Source organism: Botrimarina sp., from assembly GCF_040219535.1.
GTDB lineage: Bacteria > Planctomycetota > Planctomycetia > Pirellulales > Lacipirellulaceae > Botrimarina.
Map to the genome: position 1 here is coordinate 321,558 of NZ_JAVJSH010000012.1, position 23,206 is coordinate 344,763.

20 protein-coding genes are annotated in these 23,206 nt (G+C 71.2%); 8 read left to right on the plus strand and 12 right to left on the minus strand.

Annotation, left to right across the window (positions count from 1 at the left end; translation table 11 throughout):
• Positions 1-18: 18 nt before the first annotated feature.
• From RIC11_RS05455 to RIC11_RS05490, 8 genes are all read right to left on the minus strand, one after another.
• The gene (locus tag RIC11_RS05455; protein ID WP_502879373.1) at positions 19-948 is read right to left on the minus strand and encodes a DUF1559 family PulG-like putative transporter; all 930 of its coding nucleotides are present in this window, start codon (positions 946-948) and stop codon (positions 19-21) included.
• 109 nt (positions 949-1,057) lie between these two features.
• Complete coding sequence (wecB, locus tag RIC11_RS05460) at positions 1,058-2,200, minus strand: non-hydrolyzing UDP-N-acetylglucosamine 2-epimerase (RefSeq protein ID WP_350209130.1); 1,143 nt, start codon at positions 2,198-2,200, stop codon at positions 1,058-1,060.
• Positions 2,201-2,277: 77 nt separating this feature from the next.
• Complete coding sequence (locus tag RIC11_RS05465; protein WP_350209132.1) at positions 2,278-3,480, minus strand: glycosyltransferase family 4 protein; 1,203 nt, start codon at positions 3,478-3,480, stop codon at positions 2,278-2,280.
• 146 nt (positions 3,481-3,626) lie between these two features.
• Positions 3,627-4,244, minus strand: coding sequence for a DUF4254 domain-containing protein (locus RIC11_RS05470; protein ID WP_350209134.1), 618 nt, complete (start codon positions 4,242-4,244; stop codon positions 3,627-3,629).
• A 164-nt stretch (positions 4,245-4,408) separates the two neighbouring features.
• Positions 4,409-4,687, minus strand: coding sequence for a (2Fe-2S)-binding protein (locus RIC11_RS05475; protein WP_350209136.1), 279 nt, complete (start codon positions 4,685-4,687; stop codon positions 4,409-4,411).
• 59 nt (positions 4,688-4,746) lie between these two features.
• Positions 4,747-5,919: a M20/M25/M40 family metallo-hydrolase gene (locus RIC11_RS05480; RefSeq protein ID WP_350209138.1), complete on the minus strand. Its 1,173-nt coding sequence runs from the start codon at positions 5,917-5,919 to the stop codon at positions 4,747-4,749.
• Positions 5,916-6,098 carry a type II toxin-antitoxin system antitoxin gene (locus RIC11_RS05485; protein ID WP_350209139.1) on the minus strand — a complete coding sequence of 61 codons (183 nt, stop codon included), beginning with the start codon at positions 6,096-6,098 and terminating at the stop codon, positions 5,916-5,918. The genes RIC11_RS05480 and RIC11_RS05485 overlap by 4 nt, the downstream gene beginning before the upstream one ends.
• A 25-nt stretch (positions 6,099-6,123) precedes the next feature.
• Positions 6,124-7,062, minus strand: coding sequence for an SPFH domain-containing protein (locus RIC11_RS05490; RefSeq protein WP_350209141.1), 939 nt, complete (start codon positions 7,060-7,062; stop codon positions 6,124-6,126).
• A 236-nt stretch (positions 7,063-7,298) separates the two neighbouring features.
• Between RIC11_RS05490 and RIC11_RS05495 the strand changes: the two genes are divergently transcribed.
• The 6 genes from RIC11_RS05495 (at position 7,299) to RIC11_RS05520 (ending at position 16,846) form a co-directional block, all read left to right on the plus strand.
• Positions 7,299-7,892 (plus strand): anthranilate synthase component II, encoded by a 594-nt coding sequence (locus tag RIC11_RS05495; RefSeq protein ID WP_350209143.1) that lies wholly within the window; start codon positions 7,299-7,301, stop codon positions 7,890-7,892.
• A gap of 648 nt (positions 7,893-8,540) precedes the next feature.
• On the plus strand, positions 8,541-11,690 hold the full coding sequence (locus RIC11_RS05500; protein ID WP_350209144.1) for a hypothetical protein: 3,150 nt from the start codon (positions 8,541-8,543) through the stop codon (positions 11,688-11,690).
• A gap of 281 nt (positions 11,691-11,971) precedes the next feature.
• Positions 11,972-14,290, plus strand: coding sequence for a tetratricopeptide repeat protein (locus tag RIC11_RS05505; RefSeq protein ID WP_350209146.1), 2,319 nt, complete (start codon positions 11,972-11,974; stop codon positions 14,288-14,290).
• 61 nt (positions 14,291-14,351) lie between these two features.
• Positions 14,352-14,921: a hypothetical protein gene (locus RIC11_RS05510; protein WP_350209148.1), complete on the plus strand. Its 570-nt coding sequence runs from the start codon at positions 14,352-14,354 to the stop codon at positions 14,919-14,921.
• 100 nt (positions 14,922-15,021) lie between these two features.
• On the plus strand, positions 15,022-15,543 hold the full coding sequence (gene tpx, locus RIC11_RS05515) for a thiol peroxidase (protein WP_350209150.1): 522 nt from the start codon (positions 15,022-15,024) through the stop codon (positions 15,541-15,543).
• A gap of 16 nt (positions 15,544-15,559) precedes the next feature.
• Entirely contained in the window at positions 15,560-16,846 is a 1,287-nt protein-coding gene (locus RIC11_RS05520; RefSeq protein WP_350209152.1) for a cytochrome-c peroxidase, read from the plus strand.
• Positions 16,847-16,972: 126 nt separating this feature from the next.
• Here RIC11_RS05520 and RIC11_RS05525 read toward each other — a convergent pair whose 3' ends face one another.
• The 3 genes from RIC11_RS05525 to RIC11_RS05535 are packed head-to-tail and all read right to left on the minus strand — an operon-like array spanning position 16,973 to position 18,371.
• On the minus strand, positions 16,973-17,194 hold the full coding sequence (locus RIC11_RS05525) for a hypothetical protein (RefSeq protein WP_350209153.1): 222 nt from the start codon (positions 17,192-17,194) through the stop codon (positions 16,973-16,975).
• Positions 17,191-17,412: a type II toxin-antitoxin system HicA family toxin gene (locus RIC11_RS05530; RefSeq protein ID WP_350209721.1), complete on the minus strand. Its 222-nt coding sequence runs from the start codon at positions 17,410-17,412 to the stop codon at positions 17,191-17,193. Before RIC11_RS05530 ends, RIC11_RS05525 begins: the two co-directional genes overlap by 4 nt.
• A gap of 35 nt (positions 17,413-17,447) precedes the next feature.
• Positions 17,448-18,371, minus strand: coding sequence for a histone deacetylase family protein (locus RIC11_RS05535; RefSeq protein ID WP_350209155.1), 924 nt, complete (start codon positions 18,369-18,371; stop codon positions 17,448-17,450).
• A gap of 193 nt (positions 18,372-18,564) precedes the next feature.
• On the opposite strand from RIC11_RS05535, the gene RIC11_RS05540 reads away from it, so the two are divergent.
• Together RIC11_RS05540 and RIC11_RS05545 are read left to right on the plus strand one after the other, a co-directional pair.
• Complete coding sequence (locus RIC11_RS05540; protein ID WP_350209157.1) at positions 18,565-18,939, plus strand: Hcp family type VI secretion system effector; 375 nt, start codon at positions 18,565-18,567, stop codon at positions 18,937-18,939.
• Positions 18,940-19,078: 139 nt separating this feature from the next.
• Complete coding sequence (locus RIC11_RS05545; RefSeq protein ID WP_350209159.1) at positions 19,079-19,888, plus strand: heavy-metal-associated domain-containing protein; 810 nt, start codon at positions 19,079-19,081, stop codon at positions 19,886-19,888.
• A 3-nt stretch (positions 19,889-19,891) separates the two neighbouring features.
• Here the strand turns inward: RIC11_RS05545 and RIC11_RS05550 are convergent, their stop codons facing one another.
• On the minus strand, positions 19,892-23,002 hold the full coding sequence (locus RIC11_RS05550; RefSeq protein ID WP_350209161.1) for a hypothetical protein: 3,111 nt from the start codon (positions 23,000-23,002) through the stop codon (positions 19,892-19,894).
• Positions 23,003-23,206 lie beyond the last annotated feature (204 nt).

Consider the following 23,206-nt stretch of genomic DNA (forward strand, 5'->3'; position numbering starts at 1 on the left):
CTAGCTCGGGATAGCTCCTTACAGGGGCGTCTCGTCGGCGGGTGGGAGCTCGTCGCCCGCGTCGGCGCGGTGGCCGTTTCGGCGGTGCGTGTCGGGGTCGATGTCGTACGCGATCAAGCGGACCGAGCCGTCGGCCCAAGCGAAGTAGCACCCGCCCGGGTGCGCGGAGCCAAAGCTCTTCGGCTTGGGCTCGGGGCTGTCGGCTTCCGGCGGCAGGTCGGGGTGGGTGTAGCGCGACACGTCGTTCCCGTGGCCCACGAGACCGTGCTGGTCGTCGCCCCAGTCGTAGCCGTCGGTGATGCAGCGCTTCTCGCCGATCGCGTAGGTGTGGCTCGACCCGTCGGTCACCTGGGCCAGCCGGACCTCGCTGCGGGTGTAGAGCACACCGGTCGCGGTGAGCGCTTCGCCCCAATCGAACGCGTCCGCTTCGTCGAGCGTTCGGGGCCCCTGATCCGGCGCCGCGACCACCCGGTCGCCCGCGCTAGCCGCGTAGTCGACCTTCATCACCGGGTCGGCGGGCTCCGCGTTGCGCACCGGTTGCGTGCCGGTGTAGGGATAGAGCGCGACGGCCCGCCGGCTGGGGCAGGTGCTGATGGCGATCGGGGTCTGCGCCAGTTCGGCCGCGGCCACCTGCTTGACCGTGGGGGGCAGCCCCTGGCCCAGGTCGTGCAGGGCTTGTTCTTCGACGTACGGCAGCAGGTTGTAGAGCCAGCCGCCGGGCTGGTCGCGGCCGCTGCCACGGTCGGGGTCGCCGGTCCACACGTGGCTCCAGCCGCCCGTCGGGAACCGACCGAAGGCGTCGTGGTGCGTCTGCATCGCCAGGCCGAGCTGGCGCAGGTTGCTCTGGCAGGCGCCGCGTCGTGCGGCCTCGCGTGCGGCCTGCACGGCGGGCAACAACAGGGCGACCAGGATGCCGATGATGGCGATCACCACCAGCAGTTCAACCAAGGTGAACGCTCGACGAGACACAAGCAGACTGCGGACTGGGGGCGCGGCGGGCGAGCCCCAAGTATAAGACGATCGACCCCCGCGGGCGATGCGGCCCGCGCCCGGCGGGTCACACGCGCAGCCGCTCGGCGCAGGCCGCCACGATGCGCGCAGCGGCCCGGCCGTCGCCGTAAGGGTTGACCGCTTCGGCCATCGAGCGGTAGGCCGACGGGTCGGTCAGCAGCTCGGTCACGCCCGCGGTGATCCGCTCGGCCACGGGCCCCACCAGCCGCACCACGCCGGCCGCGACCCCCTCGGGGCGCTCGGTCGTGTCGCGCATCACCAGGACCGGCTTGCCGAGGCTGGGGGCCTCCTCCTGGACGCCGCCGGAGTCGGTCAGCACCACGCGGCACGCGCCCAACAACGCCACGAACTCGCTATACGGCTGCGGCGGCATCAACCGGACGTTCGTGAGCTTGCCGAGCCGCTCGTGCACGACCGACTGAACGTTCGGGTTCAGGTGCACGGGGTAAACGAAGTTGGTCTCGGCGAAGCGCCCGGCCAGCGTGGCGATCGCTTCGCAGATACTCAGGAATCCCGCGCCGAAGTTCTCGCGTCGGTGCCCGGTCACCAGGACCATCGGTTTGTCGAACAGGTCGGCCCCGCCGGAGTCACAGAGCTTCGCCCTCAGGCGCTCGCCGACGGCCGGGTCTTCTTGCCGCCGCAGCTCCATCTGCAGCGCGTCGATGACGGTGTTGCCGGTCACGTGCACGGTCGCCGGGTCGACGTGCTCGCGGAGCAGGTTGTCGCGGGCCGCGTCGGTGGGGGCGAAGTGCAGCGTGGCGAGCGGCGTGGTGAGCCGGCGGTTGCCCTCTTCCGGGAACGGCGAGGCCAGGTCGCCGGTCCGCAGCCCGGCCTCGACGTGGCCCAAGGCGATCCGCCGGTAGAAGGCCGCCAGCGCACCACAGAGCACCGTCGACGTGTCGCCCTGCACGAGCACGAGCCGGGGCTCCAGCGCGAGCAGCGCCTCGTCGAGCGCGGTGAGCAGCCGCGCGGTGAGCGAAGCAAGCGACTGGTTCGGCTGCATCACCGCCAGGTCGCGGTCGACCCGCACGCCGAACAGCGAGATCACCTGGTCGATCAGCTCGCGGTGCTGGCCCGTGTTCACCACGAGCGGCTCGAACCGGTCGTCCGCCTCGAGGGCGGCGATGACCGGGGCCAGTTTGATCGCTTCGGGGCGGGTGCCCATCAGCACTGCGACGCGTTGCTTCATGGCCATTCGGGCTCGTGTGGATCCTGCGGGGCGGCGTCACCCACCTTAGTCGGGCGCCCGAGAATCCGGAGCGCGGTCTAGCCCGCCAGCACGCCGTTTTGCACCAACGCGTTGCGGAGAACCCGCACCGGGTCGAAGTCGCGCCGCCAAGCGGCGAGGACCTCGGCGGAGCCGGCCTTGAGGCGGTCGATCGCGTCCGGGGCGGTGGTTTTTTGAAGGGCGGCGGTGAGAGCGTCGAGGTCGCCGCGTGGGAACGTGTCGCCGTTTTTCCCCGGCCGGACCAGCGCGGCGGCCGCGCCGACCACGTCCGTCGCGACGATCGCCAGCCCGGCGGCGGCCGCCTCGTTGACGACCAGCGCCCAAGGCTCGCGGTCGCTGGGCAGCACCAAGAGGTCACCCGCGCGGTACAGCCGGCTCACGTCGCGTTGATCGGCGAGGAAGCCGGTCCAGATCACCCGGTCGCGGAGCCCCTCGGGGACCCGCGCTTGGAGCTCGTCGCGGAGCTCGCCGTCGCCGAGGACGAGCAGGTCCCACTCGGGGCGGTCCGGGGCGAGGCGGGCGAACGCGTCGATCAGCAGGTCGACGCGCTTCACGGGGATCAGCCTGCCGCTGAAGACCAGCCGCCGCCGCGCGGGGTCGAGGCCGAAGCGGCGCGCCGCGTCGGCGACCTCCGCGTCGGTGATCGACTCGATCAACGCGTAGTCCGGCTCGTACGAGACGCAGTGCATCCGCTCGTCGGAGAACCCATACTGGCGCCAATAGTCGAAGCCCAGCGGCCCGACCACCAGCGCGCCGTCGGTCAGCTTGCCGACCGCGCCGACCAGCAACCGCTTCACGGCGCGCTTGGCCGGGCCGTTCTGCAAGTCGTCGGCGATGTTGCTGTCGCCCCGCAGCAAGCAAACGCGCCCGGTCCGCCAGCACCAAAAGATCGTGCGGAGCCGGCCGAGGTCGTAGTAGCCGTTGACGATGATCGCACGCGAGCCGGCCCGCTTCATGTGCTCGATCACCCGGCCGCCGACCCGCCACGCGTGGCGCTGGTCGGCGAGGCTCGCCATCCGCGGCACCTTGCGCCCTTCGGAGAGGTCGACCAAGCCGATCGACTCGACCTCGTCGAGCCGCCACTGGCGTGTGCTGTCCTCGCTCGCCGCGAAGGTCTGCACCCGCAGCGGCAACTCGTCGGCGATGCGCCGGTACAGGTGCAGCTCGTAGGGGGCGACCGCGGTGCCGTAGATCGACAGCACGGGGCGCGGGTCGGGGGTTGGGGTCGGGTCGTCCGGCATCGGCTGGGGGCACGGGCTCTTTGGCCGAGGTCCGTCGGCTTCCGCCGACGGCTGCTGCGCAGCGGCTGGCGGCGCGGACCCCTTAGTCTAGCCTATCCCCCAGCCGTCGGCGGGAGCCGACGGGCCGAGCTCGGAGGGCCCGCCCCTCAGCCCGCCCGACGGCTCGAGCGGTACAGCTCGGGGTTGAACGCGGGGTCGTTGTACAGCTTCATCTGGCGGTAGACCCGCAGCCGCTTGCGGCCGGCGAACAAGTCGGCGAGCAGCTCCTGGAGCGACTGCGTGAGGTCCGCCTGTTGGACCGCGCACCGCGCGAGCTTCTCGTTCACCTTCGCCAGGTGCTCGTCGTCGGCGTCGGAGCGCCCCAGCTCCTCCCGCAGGTGATACACCCGCAGGGCCATGATCGACAGCCGGTCGATCGCCGAGCCGGGGGTCTCGGTGTTGAGCGGCGCGTCGGCCGGCGCCTCCACGCCGAGCGAGCCGAACACCTCGAGGAGCGTCTCGTCGGTGCGCTCGATCCAGTCGTTGCGCTGCTGGTTGTAGCCGTCGATGTTCCGCTTGACCTGGGCGATCTGGGCGTCGGACACGTCGCGGCGCCGCGCGGTGTCCTCCTCGTGCCACAGCCGGAAGTTGAACTGGTGCTGCGTGCACACGACCGTCAGCAGGCCGGTGTACGGGTTGTCTAGCGGCTGGGCGTGCCAGCGGCTGACGGTGTCGGCGTGCAGCTGGCCGATCTGGCGTACGAGCGTGGCGGCTTCGAGCGGCATGGCGAGGACTTCCTTGTCCGGGGGACGACGGTCCCTGATTCAGGAACGAGCGCAGACGCTAGAAAGAAACCGCCTCGACGCCAAGAGCGACGTCTAAGTCCAAATGACGAACGCCCCAATGACCAATGGGGCGAGGCAATCTCCAATTGGTCATTGGGACTTGGTCATTGGTCATTCCCCGCCGGCGGCGCGCCCGCGCCCGACGCGATGTGCGCGCCCCGGCCGGCCGCGTGGGCCGCCGCGTCGGGCAGGTCGGCCTCGTGTTGCTGTCGGCTGGCCTCGAATAGCTTACGCAGCAGCGGCCGGCACCAGCCGCAGCCCGTCCCCGCGCCGTAGCACTCTGCTAGCTGCGACGGCGCCGCCGGCCGCTCGACCCGCAGGAAGTTCTCGACCTTCCGCCGCGTCACGTGGAAGCACAGGCAGAGCTCGTCGTCGGGCTTCATGACAGGCCGCAGGCCGCAGGCGGGAGGCGGGAGGTTTGAGGGTTCTCCGGCACGCCGGCTCACGCGCCGGTCGCCAGGCGCCACGCGATGCGGCGCGCGGTCTGGAACTGGGCGATGTCGAGCTCCTCGTCGACCGTGTGGATGTTACGCTGCCCCGTGCCGAGCGACACGGTGGGCACGCCGTGGGCGGTGAGCCAGTTGGCGTCGAGCCCGCCGTTGGCGATCGCGATCTCGGGCTCCAGCCCGAGGGCCTCGACCGCCGCCCTCGCGGCCGCGAGCGACGGGTCGTCCGGCGCGAGGCGGAACGCCTCGTAGCTGAGAGCGCCGTCGAAGTGGACCTCGCCGCGTCGGCCCTCGCTGCTCTGGACCCGCTCGGCCGCGCGGAGGAACGCCCCCTCGATCGACGCCACGATCTGCTGGCGGAACGCGGGCTCGTGGCTGCGGGCCTCCACGTGCAGCCGGGCCCGCTCGGCGACCACGTTCGTCGCCACGCCGGCCTCGATCGTGCCGATGTTCGAGGTCCCGGTCTTGTCCCCCTTCTGGACCAGTCCGTGCCACCCGTTCTCCACCAGGTCGGCGATCGCCAGCCCCGCGATCGCCGCGGCGCTGACGCCCTTCTCCGGCGCGATGCCCGCGTGGCTGGGGTAGCCGTGGATGTCGATCCACAGTCGGTAGCCGCCGGTCGCGCCGATCGTCAGCTTCGCGGGAGAACCGCCGTCGAAGTTGAACGCCAGCGCCGGCGCGCCGAGCCTCGCCACGTCGACGTGCCGCGCGCCGTTGATGCCCCCCTCTTCCTGGACGAGCCACAACAGCGTGAGCGGCGGGTGCGGCACGCCCGACCGCAGCAGCGCCATGGCCGTTGTCAGCAGCACGGCCGTGCCCGAACGGTCGTCGGCCCCTAGGCCGGTCGCCGGGTCGGCCGAGCGGACCACGGCGCCCTCGACCCGCGGCTGGCTGCCCAGGCACACGGGCACCGTGTCGGTGTGGGCGGCGAACAGCCGCCGGGGGCCATCGCCCGGCAGGTCGAGCAGGCCGTTGCCCACGCCGCCGCCGAGCGGGCTGCGCAGGTGGGCGTCGTCGAACCGCAGCGGCGGCCCCCCCTCGGCGCGGAGGTGCTCGTCGATCAGCTCCATCACGCCGAGCTCTTCGCCGCCGCGGCCGGGGATCGCCATCAGCCGGCAGACCAGGTCGAGCGCTTCTTCGTCCGAAACGGGCAGGTCAGTGGGGCTCATGAACGCTTCGGCTTGTCGTCGGGCGGCGGTTTGTCGGGCAGGCGGCCCGCGTCGCGGAGCGCTTCACGCAGCAGGTAGTCGAGCTGGCCGTTGACACTCCGCAGCTCGTCGTCGGCCCACCGGCGCAGCGCCGCCAGGACTTTCGGGTCCGTGCGTAGGAGAAACGACTCGCGCGCCACAGGCTAGCCCGGTGGTTTGGGGAGGTCAGTTGTGCAGCGTGCCCGTGTTGACCACGGGCTGGGTGTGCCGGTCGCTGCATAGGACCACGAGCAAGTTCGAGACCATCGCCGCGCGGCGTTCTTCGTCGAGGTCGACCACGCCTTGGGCCGAAAGCTGATCGAGGGCCATCTGCACCATGCCGACCGCGCCCTCGACGATTTTCGTCCGCGCGGCCACGACGGCCGACGCCTGCTGCCGCTGGAGCATCGCCGCGGCGATCTCCGGCGCGTACGCGAGGTGGCTGATGCGGGCCTCGATCACGTTGACGCCCGCCTTGCCGAGCCGCTCTTGGATGTCGCTCTGCAGCTGATCGCCGATGGCGGGCGTGTTGCCGCGGAGCGACACCTCGTCGTCGTGGCCGTCGTACGGGTGGCGGCTGGCCAGGTTGCGGAGCGCGGCCTCGCTCTGCACCGACACGTAGTGCTCGTAGTCGTCGACCTCGAACAGCGCCTCGGCCGTGTCGACGACCTTCCACACAACCACCGCAGAGATCTCGATCGGGTTGCCGTCTCGGTCGTTCACCTTCGACGGCTTGCCGCCGGTGTGCGACCTGTGCTGGGTGATGTTGCCCGCGGCGTCCTTCTTTTCCGGCTGGCTCGAGGAGCCGGTCTCGAAGTTCCGCACGCGGAGCGAGACCTTCTTGCTCGTGTAGAACGGGTTCACCCAGTAAAAGCCGGGCGCCTTGACCGAGCCCTTGTAGTCGCCGAAGAGCAGAAACGTGCGCGAGTCGTTCGGCGCGACCGCCTTGAACCCGATGGCGGTGACCAACGTCGCGAGGATCAAGCCGATCCCCACCATGACGAACCACGGCGTCAGGCCGTTGGCAATCGCCACGAAAACGACGGCCGCGCCGACAGCCATCAGCAAGCAGACCAGCAGCGGGGACCAGCCGGACATCGGCGTGATCGGTTTCTCGGTCACCATGACGGCGTCTCCGGAGACGAGGGGCAGGATAGCGACATGATATCACTTCGCTATCGCCTCCACAATCTTGCCGCCCGCTGTCGAGAAAAGCAAACTCGCGAACCGCCAGAAGCGAAGTGGGGTCTCGATTTGCCGACGGGCCGCCGATGGGGTTCAATCCATCGGCTCCCCTCGTCGGCTCTGCCGTCGTCGTTGGTAAGCTGCCAGTAGCGCAGAACACTCGCTCCGGACGAAGCATGCTGCTGGTCATCGACAACTACGACTCGTTCACGTTCAACCTCGTGCAGCGGTTCGGCGAGATCGATCCGGAGATCGACGTGCGCGTCGTCCGGAACGACGAGCACACCGTCGACGAGCTGGTCGAGATGGCCCCCGACCGGGTCGTCGTGTCCCCCGGCCCCTGCACCCCCAGCGAGGCGGGCGTTTCGGTCGCCGCGGTCCGGCGGTTCGCCGGGCGGGCGCCGCTGCTGGGGGTCTGCTTGGGGCACCAGTCGATCGGCCAGGCCCTGGGCGCGACGATCGTACGCGCCGGCCGCTTGATGCACGGCAAGACCGACCAGATCCGCCACGAGGGGGGCCGACTGCTCGAGGGGCTGGAAAACCCCTTTCAAGCGACCCGCTACCACAGCCTGGTCATCCGGCCCGACACGCTCCCCGAAGAGCTGCGGGTGACCGCTTGGTGCGAAGACCCTACGCCCACGGGCGCCGAGCGGGTCATCATGGCCGTGGAGCACCGGGAGTGGCCGCTGTTTGGCGTGCAGTTCCACCCGGAGAGCTTCCTGACCACCGAGGGGACCGACCTGCTGCGGCGGTTTCTTGCGATTAGCTGATCCGCCGGGCCTGTTGAGCGGGTCGGGATGGGAGGTCGCTCGGCGAATCCTCCGAGGGCGGATGCCCTCGTTTCCGGGATCGCACTTGCTCGAAATTCCGGAGCCTCGGGCGTCAGCCCGGGGAGGGCCGCCAACCCGCAGCGCCCGCGCAATCGGCCCAAACCGGCCCGAGCCGTGCGAAATCGTTGACGCCGCGCCGAGCCCTGGCGAACATACAGCTGGACGAATTCCCGGGGCGCCGAGGGCAACGGCTCCCCGTGTAGCGCGACGGATCGAGCCGCCCCGAGGGCCTCACGCGTGTGGGGGCTCGACTTGCCAAACCGCGCCCTACCCGCGTTGAGCCGCTTGCTTGTGACCGCGTGACACACCGACCGGCGAGGCTGCCACGTTTGTTAGCGGCCCAGCCGCGGGCCGGCTCGCGCCGCACGCGGGCCCGCCGAGCCCCCTGCCCCCTGATCGAAATCGAGCGTTGCCGCGGTCCCGGAACCGCGCGGCGACGCGCCGCCGCCGCCCCGCGGCGTACGCAAGACCCACCGAGGGGCTCCGCTCGCCGCGAGAGCCCGCCGCAAGAATCCGCCGCACGAATCTGCCGCAAGAAACCGCCCCAACTGGAGCGTCGAAACCGCGATGCCGCGTCCCCGCAAGTTGATGCCCGCCCTGCCCCCTACCGCCACGCTCTGGATCGCCCTCGCGGCCCTTGCTCTGGCTGTGCGGCCGGCCCTGGCGATCGTCGTGATCGACGGCAGCGTCCAACCGGCCGGCCCGTCGGGCGTGTTCGGCAACCCGCCGGAGGGCACGTACGACGACGACGGCGACGGGCTGAACGACTTCATCAACATCGGCGGCAACCGCATCTTCAGCGACGGCACACGCTTTGACGACCCACAGGGTCTGTTGCCTGGCGTAATCGCGTGGAACGACGAGGCCCTGTGGGTCGACTACGACACCACGCAGAACATCATCGTCGGCGACGCGTTCAGCACCGGCACGCTCACGATCAACGGCGGAACGGCGCTCCGGTACCAGCACTTGGTGATCGGCCACGCGAGCGAACTGAGTCCTTTCAACACCACCCTCTCGTTCGATCCGACCACAAATCCGGAGCAGTTCGACTTCACGGCTGACCTATTGACCGTTGAGACCGGCGCGGGTGGTTCCGGTACGGTGATCATCACCGGCCCCGGAAGCGTCTACAACAACGACCCGAACCTGATTCCACGCGAGTTCCAAACCGACCTGAACATCGCTCTCGACCGACGGTTCGACACACCAATCTACGACCTCACGGACAACGTGTTGGTGGATTCGGAATTGGCGCCGGGAGTCGAACCGACCATCCGCGATGAAACTGTCGGCTTCGACGTGTTCGTCGGCCTGACCGGCAGCGGCATCCTGCAGATCGACAACGGCGGCCGGATCGAGATCCAAGACGACCTGATGGTCGCCGTCGGCGACGAGACCGTCGGCGCGGTGATCGTCGATGGCTTCGGCTCGACGCTCGCCGCGTTCGGCCGCAGTCAGCTCGACGAAAACGGCCTGATTGTGGAGAACGAAACCACCTCGTTCGTCGGCGGCCGCGGATCGGGCTCGCTCACCGTTCAGAACTTCGGCCGCGCCGAGTTCCGCAACGGCTTGTCGATCGGCGCGCCGACCGGCGAAGCCGCTACGGCGACCGACTCGATCGCCCAGGGCGCCGGCCAAGGCTCCGGCGTGGTCCGGGTCACCGGCTTCGGCTCGCGGATGGACGTCTACGCCGCCGAGGCGGTCGCCGGCTTCGAAGTGGTCGACTCGGGGGGCCTCCCAGAAGTGGGCGGCGCGACGCCGCTGGTCTCGCACGACTTGGCGCTGGCGGTCGGCTCGCTCCGCGATGGATCGATCGCCCAGCCGCTCAACACGGCCGATCCGGACAACCAAAACCTACAGCCCGGCACGCTCGTCATCGCCGACGAGGCCACGGTCAACGTCCTCTGGGACGAGAGCTACATGACCAACCTCCAGGACGCCAACGCCGCGGTCGGCCCCAACGGCCAAGTGATCCTCCGCGACGGCAGCCTCTACGTGGCCAACCGGCTGATCCACGACGGCGACATCAACGGGTACGGCCTCATCCGCGCCCGCGCGATCGAGACCTCGATCTCGTCGGTGATCTCCGGCGGCGACCCGACCGCCGAGTACGGCGTGCCGAGCGACCCGCTGCGGATCGTGCTGCTGGGCGACGGCTCCGTGCCCGGCCCGACCAGCCCGGCCGCGTTCACGCACCGCGGCGTGATCGAGGGGCGGGTCGACATGCAGGTCACGGGCGACGTCACGAACGACGGCGTGATCGACATGAGCGGCGAGCTCGTCGCCCGCTCGCTGAGCACGATGAACGGGTCGCTGCTGCGGAGCAACGCGGCGACCCCGGGCCCGCTGCGGGTCCGCCTGTCGAGCGCGACCCAGGCGAACAACCTCCCCGGCATGGGCAGCACGGCGCCCGCCGCGCTAGAGAACAACGGCACGATCGCCGGCGAGATCGACCTGGTGGCCACCGGCGGCGTGATCAACGGCTCGCCGGTCGACGCGATGGACCCCCCCGGCAACGGCGGCTCGATCCGCGCCAGCGGCGTGATCCAGAGCGGCACGCTGCTGAACCACCGCTCGGGCGACATCTACGTGGGCGCCGGGCAGTCGCTGTCGATCCTGGCGACCGCCACCCAGTCGATCATCGACGCGCGCGTCGTGCAGGACGGCGCCAACCAGGGGCAGGCCGACGGCACGGTGGACCCGAACGCGACGTTCTACCAGGCCAACCTGGGGTCGATCCGCGTCGACGGCGGCGACCTGGAGCTGGGCCGCGTGGCCGACTTCACGCCGCCGACGATCTCCACCCTCGTTAACCACGAGCAGCTATTCCGCAACGCCCGCTACTTCAACTCGACCGAGGGCCTGGTCACCGGCACGATCCAGGTCGAAGACGGCGCCGTCCGCTTCCGCAACGGCGTTTACAACACGGGCGTGATGGCGTTCACGGCCGGCGACAGCACGGTCGCCGGGCAGGTGATCAACGCGGGGCCGGCCGAGTACATCCCCGCGGCCAGCCCGCTGTCGGGCGTGATCCTGGTGTCGGGCGGCCAGACGACCGTCACGTTCGAGGACAACGTGTACAACGACGGCGTCCTGTCGATCGGCCCGAACAACAACGTGGTGAACTTCCTGAAGGACCTGACGATCGGCCCGAACGGCGAGGTGCAGATCGCCGAGAACATCAGCACGTTCGGCCTGTCGGAGAGCTCCTACATCACGGTGGCGGGCACGGTCGACATCAACGGCGGTTCGCTGTCGTTCGCCGCGGCCGACGCGACCAGCAGCGCGCTGGCGGCCGCCACCCTGACCGACGGCTTCAGCCAGACGATCATCTCGAGCCTCGAGCTCGCGGCCGGCAGCCGCTTCACCGCGTTCGACCTGCCGCTGCTGGCGACCGGCGACTTCTGGAACGTCGTCTACGACCTCGCCGACGACGAGGTGCGGCTCGAGGTCGTCAGCTCCAGCGCCATCGGCGCCGACTTCAACGACGACGGCGTCGTCGACCAAGAGGACGTCGACATCTGGCTGATGAACGTGGGCGTCACGATGGGCGCGTCGTTCCTGCAGGGCGACGCCGACCGCGACGGCGACGTCGACCTGACCGACTACGAGTTCATCGCCGACCAAATCGTGACCGGCGTGCCGGTCGTGATCCCGGCGGTGGCCGTCCCCGAGCCGGCCGCCGCGCTGCTCGCCGCGATCGCGCTGGCCGGCGCCGCCCGCCGCCGCGGTTGAGCGACCGCGGCCCGCGGCCCGACCCGCCTTCTCCCACCCCGATGGGCAAGCGGCCCCGACGCCAACTCGGCGGAGGGGCCGCTTGCCGTTTCTGACGATTCTGCGTGGCCCCTGAGATTCTCCCAAGCCGATAACTGGCCGACAGGCGCCGGGAGCGCTGCCGCGCTACTCGCGCGGAAAGTCCCCGGCGCGCCCCGCTAGCACGTCCACTCCGGCACGGAAGCCGCCGTGGCGCGCCGAACCCGCGGCGGGGCGCCGTCGCTAAGGGAGGGAACCCAGAGATGTCGCGTCGCACGATCAGCGTGTTCTTGCCGCCCGCTTGCTGCGCCGCCCTCGCGGCGGTGCTGGCGCCAGCCGCCGTTTGGCCAGCCGCCGCTTGGGGAGTGCAGCTCGTCGACCCGGAGGCCGTGGCGGTCGCGACCGACGCGCCGGGCATGGACTCCGTGCTCATCGAGACCCGCCAAGGCGCGCCGCTCGACGAGGAAGACACGCCCGATCTTGAGCCGATCTCCGAAGTCAGCGACTTCGAGCCGGAGCTGGCCGACCCCGAGTCGCAGGGCTTCCCGTCCGAAGAGGGCGAGGTGCAGCCGGCCGAGGCCCTCGAAGAGGCCGACACCGACACGGCGCCGCCCCGGGTCGCCTCGCGCGACGGGGACCGCGTCGCGGCCGACGTTGCCGCCGCTTACAAGCAACGCAACCAGCCGCGGCCCGCCAAGTTCCACGGCGTGGTCCCCGGCCAGACCACCCGAGAGGAGCTCGTCGCCGCCTGGGGCGACCCGAACCGCCTGGGCCGCGCCGACGGCGAGACCGCCGGCGGGGAGGTCCTCCAGTACGACCTCGAGCCGTTCAACGGCGTGCAAGCGCTCGTGGAGTCGGAGCTGGTCTCGGTGGTGCGTGTGGAGCTCGCCGAGCAAGCGACCGTCGGCGAGCTCTGCCGCCGGTTGAAGCTGACCGAGATCGAGCCGGTCGACGTGATCGACCCGGCCACCGGCGAGCTGCTGGCGGTGACCTACCCCGAGAAGGGGCTCACGCTGCTCACGAAGGCCACCGGCCTGCCGGCCGACGGCCTGTCGTCCGCGGCCGGCGTGTCGCACCTGGTGCTGGAGCCGATCGACGCGCGGGCCTTCGTGCTCCGCGCCGAACAGCGCCCCGCCGACCAGCCCAAGGCCCGGCTGGCCGACCTGGCGACGGCCGCGTCGCTGCAGCCGGTCGACCCGCACACGCACTGGCTCGCGTCGGTGCTGCACGTGTCGGTCGGACAGGCCGAGGCCGCCCAAGCAGCGGCCGCCGAGGCGGTCCGCCTCGAGCCCATCTCGGCCGCCTACCGCTGCGGGCTCGCCAAGGCCCTCGCGGCGACCGGCGAGTTCGACGAGGCCGTGCTCGAGACCCGCCGCGTGCTAGACGACCCCGCCGCGCCGGAGGTCGTCCGCGCCGAGGCGCTCTACCTGATGGGCCGCTTGGCGTCGCTCGGCGAGCGCCGCATCGCCCGCAAAGCGGTCGACTTCCACAACGCGTCGATCGCCATCGCCGACACGCTCGCGACCGACGCCGACGACCGCCAACGCCGCCTCGCGAAGGACCTGCTCGTCGCCGCCCACCTGGCCGTCGCCGAAGAGATCGCCAAGGGCGACTACGCCGACAAGGGGAGCACCGTGGCCGAGTGGGTGGGCCGCGCGTCGGAACTCGCCGAACAACGCATCGCGTCGGACCAGGGAGGGCTCGAGCTACGCCTGGAAGTGGCCCGCGGCGCGCTCGCCGCTCTGGCCGAGCTCCGGCCCACGAAGGACCCCTCGCCCTGGCTCGACGAGGCCCAAGAAACCGCCGACTCGCTGCTCGCCGACGCGACCGACCCGCTGTTCCGCGCCCGTGTGCACTGGGAGCTCGGCGAGGCCTACCAGCACGCGGTGCGGATCGAGCACGTGCGCGGCGACGCCGCCAAAGCCCTCGAGTACGGCTCGCGGGCGATCACCGAGCTGTCCGCCGGCGCCGAGCCCCGCACCACCTCGCCCGCCGCCGAGAAGCTCGTCGGCCGGCTGTACTTCTACCTGGGCGCGGTCAACGCCGTGCACCGCACGGACCACGACGAGGCCATCGGCTGGTACGACAAAGGCCGCGGCATCCTCGCCGAGGGGCCCTCGGGGTCGGAGTTCGTCATCCCCCGCCGCGATGGCGAGGAACTGGTCAGCATGGGCGTCAGCTACTGGGAGCAGGGTCAGAAGGAAATGGCCGTCGACCTGACCGAAACCGGCGCCCGCCTGATGGAGCGGGGCGTGTCGGCGGGCGTGCTCGGCGAGTCGACGCTCGCGGTGCCCTACGGCAACCTCGCCACGATGTACAAGCTGCAGCAGAACGCCACCAAGGCCTCCGAGTACAACCGGCTGGCCCGCGGCGTGCGTCCCGAAGACCCGCCCGCGACCGCCGCGGCCGGCTCGAAGCCGGCGGCGGTCGCCAAGACCGACAAGCCCAAGGCGCGCGTCGTCGCGGCCCAACAGACGAGCCGCCCCGCGCCCGCGTCGGCTCAGCCGGCGCCGGCGAGCGACGCGCCGCGTGTGTCGGGCCGCCTGCGCCGCCCCACGCCGCGCCAGACGTTCATGAGGTGAGCCGGCGGGCCGTTTCGGCTACCCGCTAAACGGCGCCGCTTTGATCTGCTACGCTCGCGGAATGGACCGCGACGCCTTCGACCCGGAGATCTACGGCCGCTCGCTCGCCGAGGCCATCGGCGACGAGCCGCTGATGCCGCTCGGGGCCGCCTCGCCCGACGCTTCGCGACGGGCCGAGCTCTCCTCGCTCGCCGGGCGCTGGCGCGAGGAGCTTTCCGAGGAGCCTGGCGTCGGCGACCGGTCGGCGTTCAACTGCTGTGTGGCGGCCGTGTGGCTGTTGCACAATTTCCTCGACGAGGCCCATGCCCTCAGCCAAGAGGCCCTCACCCCCGAGGGCAGCTACTGGCACGGCGTGGTCCACCGCCGCGAGGGCGACTACGGCAACGCCAAGTACTGGTTCCGCCGCGTGGGGGACCACCCGGTCGGTTCGATCGTCGCATCGGCGGCCGCCGAGCATCCCGAAACGGTGGAGTGCGCGCTGGGCGGCAAGTGGGACCCGCTGGCCTTCGTAGAAAAGGTCCACGCGGTCGCCGCTGCCGGCGGGCCCGAGGCCGACGCTTGCCAAGCCGTGCAGCGCGCCGAGTGGCGAGCGCTGTTCGACTGGTGCTACCGCCGGGCCGTCGGCCGCTGAGACCCGCCGCCGGGGCCTTTGCCCGCCGCGCGTGGGGCTAGATACTGCAACCGCCCACACCGCGCACTTCCAACCGCCCCTCCACCGAGGAGAGAAACGCATGTCCCGCTCCGGAGCCGTCACGTTCAAGGGCGCGCCGATGACCCTCGCCGGCCAAGCGGTCGACGCGGGCCAGCCCGCGCCCGACTTCACCACGCACTACTTCGAAGGGGGCATGCAGACGCTGACCCTCGCCGACCTGAAAGGCAAGCCCACGCTGATCAGCGTGGTGCCGTCGCTGGACACCGGCGTGTGCGCGACCCAGACAAAGAAGTTCAACGACCAGCTCGGCGAGTTGGGCGACAAGGTCCACGCCGTGACGATCAGCGCCGACCTGCCCTTCGCGATGAACCGCTTCTGCGGCGCCGAGTCGATCAAGAACCTGCGTGTGGCCAGCGACTACCAAGACCGCAGCTTCGGCAAGGCCTACGGCACGCTGATCGAGGAGCTGAAGATCGAGTGCCGCGCGGTCTTCGTGCTGGCCGCCGATGGCAAGGTCACCTACGCGCAGTACGTCGACGAGGTGACCGACGAGCCAGACTACGAGACCGCGATCGCCGAGCTGAAGAAGCTCGCCGGCTGAGGCAACCCCCTTCGCTATGCGAGCCGTCCTGCTGGCCGCCGTCGTCCTTTGCGCGGCGCCAGCCGCTGCGCGCGCCGACGCCCCGCTGCCCGAAAGCGTCCGCCTCGGCGAGGGCGAGCTGCTGACCGGCGTGCGGGGCGAAGGGCCGCTCACCGTCGGCCAGATCAAGGCCTGGCTCGCGGCGCCCGAGAACCACCGCGTGCTCACCCCGGAGCTGCCCGTCGGCCTCGACGCCGGCGCGCCGAACCTGGAGGGGCTCGCCGCGAACCCGCTCACACGCGCGAAGATCGAGCTCGGCCGCCAGCTCTACTTCGACACGCGGCTGTCGAGCGACGGGACGATCTCCTGCGCCTCGTGCCACGCGCCGGAGCACGGCTGGGCGCGGCCCGAGCGGGTGTCGGCGGGCGTGCGGGGCCAGCTCGGCGCCCGCAACGCGCCCACCGCCGCGAACCGGCTGTTCTCGACCGAGCAGTTCTGGGACGGCCGCGCCGACTCGCTCGAAGCCCAGGCGATCGGCCCGATGGCGAACCCGGCCGAGATGGGCCTCTCGCACGGAGTGGTCGTCGACCTGCTGCGCGAGGTCGAGGGCTACCGCTTGCAGTTCGAGAGCGTGTTCGGCGAGGGGGTTGATGCAACAGGCGTGACGATCGAGAACGCCGGCCGCGCGTTGGCCGCCTTCGAGCGGGCGATCGTCAGCGGCCCCAACGCGTGGGACCACCGCCAGCGGCTCGAGACCCTCGAAGCGGCCGTCGCGGGCGAGCCGCTCGACCCGGAGTACGACGCCGACCTCATCGCGCGGCTAAGCAGGCTCCGCGCGGCCGCCGAGGCCGACCCGCTGCCCGACGCGGCCCGACGCGGCGCGGAGCTCTTCTACAGCGACCGCACCGGCTGCACGCTGTGCCACGCCGGCGCGAACTTCACCGACGAGCGTTACCACAACCTGGGCGTCGGCATGGCGCCGCTCGCCCGATTGGCCGACGGCGAGCCCCTGCCGCGCGAACTCGAGCGCGCCATCGACTGGGGACGGTACCAGGTCACCGGCGACGAGGCCGACCGCGGCGCGTTCAAGACCCCCACCCTCCGCAACATCGCCCAGACCGCCCCCTACATGCACGACGGCTCGGTCGACACGCTCGAGGAGGTCGTCGCGTGGTACGTCGCGGGCGGCCTGGAGCACCGCTACCTGAGCCCCCTGCTAACCCCGCTCGACCTGACCGACGCGGAGCAAGCGGACCTGGTCGCGTTCCTCGAGTCGCTGACCGGCGAGTGGCCAGCGGTCGAGACAGGGCGGCTGCCGGAGTGAAGACGCAACCGGGGCCGCTGCTCACGAGCATCATTCGGGAACGCTAAGCTGGGCGTCGACCCATCCGGGCGATGGTCGCACGCCGCTTCCGCCACGATCGCCGCACGCCGCAGACACAGCGTGGGGTTAGACCACCTCACGCATCGGCCGCGTGACAGCCGTCGGCAGCTCGCGGCCCGTGTCGAGAAGGTGCTGCACGACTTGTTCGGTGACTTCCTCGAGCTCCTGATAGACCCGCACCGGGTCGTCGCCGTGGATCCCCGTGATCAAATCGGGGCAGCGTCCGATGTAGACCTGGTCCTCGTCGCTCCATTCAACCCATTTGTGGTAGCGGTCGCTTGCTTTCACTTCAGGATCTCCTCGATCGCTCGCCTAACCTGCTTCTCTTGGTACCGCTTCGCGTCGTCGCCGTCTTTTCCGCTAAGCGTTACGGCGCCTACAAACTTCGGATGGGTTAACTTCCTGTGAGATCCCTTGCCGCCGGCGACAAGCCCGAAACCTGCCCTCTCTAGTTCCGCTACGAGTTCCCTTATCTTCCTCGGCGAAGTGAGGGCTCGCTCAGGGATCGGGTCTCCGGCGCCGCCTTAGTATACCTCAGCGATCAGCTGTTCCCCGCGGCAGCCAGCACTTCGATCGTCGCCGCGTAGATGTCCGCCACCGCCTCCACGTCGCGCGCGTAGCCTCCGCCCATCGCGGCGACCAAGGGCAAATCGCGCTCGCGCGCCGCGGCTGCGACCAGCTCGTCGCGGCTACGGAGGCCCTCTTTGGTGACCTTCATGCGTCCGTACCGGTCGTGCTCGTACGGGTCGGCGCCGGCCGTGTAAAAGAGGGCCTCGGGCGCGAAGCGGGCGAAGGCCTCGGCGAGCGTCGCCTCGACGGCGGCGAGGTACTCCGCGTCGGCGCAGCCGTCGGGGAGCGGCGTGTCGAGGTCGCTGGGGACCTTGTCGCGCGGGAAGTTCTTCTCGCCGTGCACGCTCACGGTGAACGTGTCGGCGTCGCCCGTAAAGATCTGCGCGGTGCCGTTGCCTTGGTGCACGTCGAGGTCGACAATCATCGCGCGCCCGAAGCGGCCCTCCGCGCGGAGCGTGCGGACGGCGACCGCCATGTCGTTGAACACGCAGAAGCCCTGCCCCCAATCGGGGAACGCGTGGTGCGTGCCCCCCGCCAGGTGCGCGCCCCACGCGGAGCGGCCCCCTTCGCGTGCGGCGAACACCGCGCGGCCCGCCGCGAGCGTGGCGCCGGTCGAAGCGAGCTGCCGCTCGACGAAGCCGGGCGACCAGGGGAAGCCGATCCGCCGCTGCTCCAGCGTCGACAGTTCGCCGTCGCGGACGCGGCGCACGTAGTCGGCCGTGTGGACCCGCAGCAGCTCCTCGTCGGTCGCCAGCGGCGCCGCGCGTAGCTCGATCGGCAGCCCCTCGGCGAGCCGCTCGACACGCTCCCGCGCCAGGCGGTACTTGTTTCGCGGAAAAGGGTGCTTGTCCGGCAGCGGCAGCGACACGTGGTCGCTGTAGTACACGTAGAGCATCGCGATCGGAAGTGGGTAGAGCGTGGCAGGCGCCAAGTGGGGCGGGTGGCGGTGCTCCCGCAGGGAAGCCCCCGCAGCAGGCGAATTTATCCGGCGAGCCTGTCGGGCGCCGGCGGCTGGGGGTGATTCCCCTCACGGGGCGGCGCGTGGGTGACGCGTCGCCCCTCGGCTATCCCCTCACCGGAATCTCACGATGAATGCTCACCGTAAGCCCCGCGTATTCCAGCCGCTCGAGTCGCGATCCATGATGGCCGCCGACGCCGGCGTGGTCCTCGCAACCGCTCCCGCGGACGACGGCGCCAACGACTGGTTCGTCGCCGACTCGTTCTCGTTCGGCGTGGAGCGCGAGATGAAAGAAAGCGGCGAGAAGGGCGGCACGGCCGACATCAACATCGGCGTCGGCGAGTTGCAGGCGGCCGCCACGGACTTGGCCTTCGCCGAGCGATCCGAGGCCGATAGCGGTACGCCGAAGTGCTATCTGCAGTACAAGCTCGACCGCTGCTTCGTGAAGAGTTGGTCCACCAGCGGCGACGCCGACGACCGCCCGACCGAGGAACTCGCGTTCTAATGCGACAAGGCCGTCTGAAACGCAGGCTGAGGCCCTCACAAGCCGCGGGGCCTCGCCGGTCCGCCTTGGCGCCAATCTTGCACCTCCAAGCCCTGTCGCGCTGATCTAGCGCCGTTTCGACAGCTCGGGAGGCCGCACGATGGACGCCACCTATTCGACCAGCATGAAGTGCCAGAGCTGTCTGACGAAGGTCGGCCCGAAGCTCGACGCCGAGCCGACCGTCGAGCGTTGGTCCGCCGACCTGGACGACCAACGCAAGCTGCTGCGGGTGTCGACGGCGAACGGCGCCGACCCCGACGTGGTCGTCGGCCTGCTCGACGAGGCCGGCTTCTCGGCCCAGCGTATCGATGGGGCGCAGCCGGCCGACCCATCGACCACCGCCCAAACGACCGAGGCCGACGGCGGTCCCACGCGCCAGGAGTCGCACCACCACGCGGGGGCCGGCGAAGAGTCCCCCTCTGCGCTCCGCCTGGCGAACTACAAGCCGCTGGCGCTCGTGCTCGCGTACGTGCTCGGCGCGGCCGGCCTCACCGAAGCGGCCCACCCCGGCTTCGACCCGATGCGGGCGATGAGCTACTTCATGGGCTACTTCTTCATCGGCTTCGCGTTCTTCAAGCTGCTCGACATCCCCGCGTTCGCCGACGCGTTCGGCCGCTACGACATCGTCGCGAAGCGGTCGCGGGCGTACGCGCTCTGGTACCCGTGGATCGAGCTGGGCCTCGGGCTGCTGTACGTGAGCCTCGCGGCGCCGGTCGTGGCCAACACGCTGACGATCGTCGTCATGCTCGTCGGCCTGGTCGGCGTGGTCCGCACGGTCCGCAGCGGCCAGACGATCCAGTGCGCGTGCCTCGGCACGGTGTTCAACCTGCCGATGTCTGTCGTGACGATCGTCGAAAACAGCGCGATGGCCCTAATGGCCGCCGGCATGCTCGTCGCGCTGCTCGCGTAAAACTCACCGCGGGGACGGGGCGGCGCCGGTCGCTCGGGCGCCGTCGGCTTGGTAGCGCACGCCGCGGAGGTCGTCGATGATCGTCCGCTCGGCCTTCACGTAGTGCGTCAGCTTGTGCGCGGCGGCGGGCGTGAACGGCTGCGTGGCGTCGGCGCGGAACCACAGGCGGGCGAGCTGGTTGGCGTCCCCCTCCAGCACGAAGCGGTCCGCCGCTTGCGAGTAGGTCGCCATCGCGGCCTCGGCGATCAGCTTGCCCCCCTCGGCCCCGGGCGCCGCGTCGATCCGCACACCACCCAGCGCCCGCAACTCGACGGGGCCCAGCGGCGCGCCGCCGTTGGCGCCCCGCGCGAGCGAAGCGGCCGGGCTCTCCAGCACGCGCAGCTCGCTGCACGTGAGTTCGACCGCGTCGGGCGGCACGCCGTCGGGCGAGCGGAGCGGCAGCTGCTGCTCCCACGCGAGGACCGGCCCGTAGACCGCCTGCACGGCGCCGACGAACCGCGCGCGGCGGTCCTCGGCGTTGCCCTCCAGCGCGTCGCGGAAGTCGACCCGCAAGAAGCCGAGGCTCGCGCCCGCCCCGGCGCCGGGGGTGGGCAGGCCCCCCTCGGCGAGCCGGACCGAGCGGATCGTGCCCGGCCCCTCACCGGCGATCGCGCCGGTTTGGCGGTCGTAGGAGAGGCTCTCGAGCCGGGCCCGCTCGTGCGAGCGTTGGCCCGCTTCGTCGGCGGTGCGGTAATCGATGGTCACGCCCCCTTGGCAGTCGACGCGGCCGATCTCCACAGCGGCGGGACCCTCTGGGCCGCTCCCCCCGGGGTTGGCCAGGTCGATCGGCGAAGCGAGCACGGCCGACATCGTGCGGCAGCGGAGCCAGCCGTCGGCCGACTCGGCGAACACGTCGTCTTTGACGGCCAGCCGGCGGCCGTCGAAGTCCATGCCGCCACGCCAGCGGAGGGTGGCCTCGCCGCCGAGGCGGCGCTGCGGGTCGTCCGACGGCAGCCGCACGAGCGCGCGGCCCTCCCCCTCGGTCCACGCGCGGCCCGCCGCCTGGTCGATGTGCACGTCGCGGACCCACACGCGGAGGCCGTCCGATTGGATCTCGGCGAGCGCGTCTTGTTGGTCGCTGCTGGGCCCAGCGAGCGTCAGCCGCGCGGCCCCGCGGCGGTCGAGCCGATCGACACGCAGCTGCTGGCCGACGATCCGCAGCGGCGTGGCCGACGGGTCGGTCGGCTGCTGCTCCAGCCGCACGCCGCCGTCGCACACCACGCCGATCGGCGCGACACGCTGGCCGGCCATGCCCAAGTCGATCTGGATCGATCGCGTGCGTAGCTCGTAGCGGGCGCCGTCCCGCGTAGGGTCGTTCGGCGCGGCGCCCCCATCGGACGCGACCAGCCCCGGCCCGTCGCCGGCGCCCTCCAGCGGCGTGTGCCGCACCAGCGTGGTGAGGCTGTCCGCGTGGCCGGTGAGTTGCTCGCCGGAGAAGTCGACCGCGCCGATCGCGTCGATCCGCCGCAAGAGCAGCGCGGCCTGGTCGCCGCCGATCTCCAGGGCGGGGCCGTCGTCGCCGTCGGCGGGGACTTCGGCGAGCCGCGCGGTGATCTGGTCGGCCTGCACGCGGCCGAGCCCCGCGGCGGCGATCTCGGGCCTGCCAACCATCTTAAGCAGCGGCTCGCCCCGCGCGTCGCGCCGCACGGTGACGCTCGGCGAGCGGCCCGGCGCGGCGTGCCAGCGGGCTTGGTACACGCGCTCGGGATCGTCGGCCGACGGGACCACCCGCAGCCAACCCGGCCCGCCCGCGGTCAGGTCGCCGATCGCGCGGCCGGAGCCCGGCTCGGGGGCCTCGTACTCGAGCAGCGCAGCGCGGGCCTCGCTGAGCCCCTGGGCGAGCGAGGCCGGCGCGCCTTCGACGCGGACCTTGCGGCGGCCGAGCCACGCCACGACGCGCTCGCCGCGCAGCGCGGCCTGGCGCGACGGGGAGTCGATCCGCACCGGCTTGCCGAGCGCCTCGACCCGCTCGGGGCGCAGGCCGGCCAGCGTGCGGCTCTGGCGGCGGGCCAGGTCGGGCTCGTCGCGCGGGTTGATCTCGGCCGGCGCGCCGCTGCCGTCGCCAAGGTACAGCCGCAACGCGGCGCAAGTGAGCTGGTCGCTACCGGCCTCGGGTTGCGGCAACGTCGCGACGACGTTCTCCGTCAGCGAGGCGACGAACCGAGTGAAATCGAACGTCAGCGGCCCGTCGCAAGTGACCTCCGCGTACCGCCCCCCGGCGGGCGCCTGTGCGGCGGCCAGCCGGACCCCGCCGCGTGGCTCGTAGACCGACCCCCGCGCGACGCTCCGCCGCGGCAGCGGCTGCGGCGCCGGGTCGAGGCCGAGCTCGGCCGAGTCGATCAGCAGGCGGACGTCCTCGCGTAGCTCGAGCGTGTCGACGCCGGCCACCGGCAGGTCCGACGCGCCGGCGTGCGCCTCGCGTACGAACCGGCACTCGAGGTGGCGGCCGGCGAGCGAGTGGCTCCCGATCCGCACCGACACTTCGGCCGTGGTCCAGACCATCGTCGGGTTGAACCGCAGGTCGCGTGTCACCAGCCGCAGGTCGTCGGCCGGGCCCTCCTCGGCCATGTCGCTGCGGACGACCAGTGGGCCCGGGAAGTAGCCCTCGACGGGCCGGCCGATGTCGCCGCCTGAGAAGGCGAGGCTCGGGTCGAACTTGTCGAACTTGATGACCGCCCGTGGCGGCGGCTCCACGACGATCGCGTCGCGCGGCGGCGGTTGGCCGGGCTCGCGTGGCGTGGGGAACGCCACGAGGAGCGACTTGGTCAGCTCGACGCGGCTGTCCGCCAGCGGCTTGAAGTCCTCCAGAACGAACACGACCGGCCCGTACTCATACACCTGCGGCGAGCCTGCCAGCGCCCAGTGGCCCTCCGGCAAATAGTGGGCGAGCATCCGCTGGTACCGCCCGACGGCCGCCTTCCCCCCCTGCCACTCGGCCTCGGTCGCCGGGTCGAACGGCCGCACCGGCAGGGTGGGCTCGACCAGCGGCACGACCACCAACAAATAGAGCTGGTACGCCACGAGGGTGGCGACGAGCGTCACGGCGGCGTGCTTCAGGCGGGTCAGGGGATTCACCGCGGAGAGCGCGGAGGACGCGGAGACGGTGCGGTTAACGCTGCAACGCGAAGGAACTAATAAAAATCGCTTTCGGTTCAGCCGGTTCGCCAATTGCCCTCGCTTGATACAAGGCGGCCGTAGGGCGGCGCGTGGCGAGCGGGTCGCTAGGGCTGGGTAGCTGCTGATCGAGAATCGGATAGGCCGACGAGAAGCTCGCTCGGA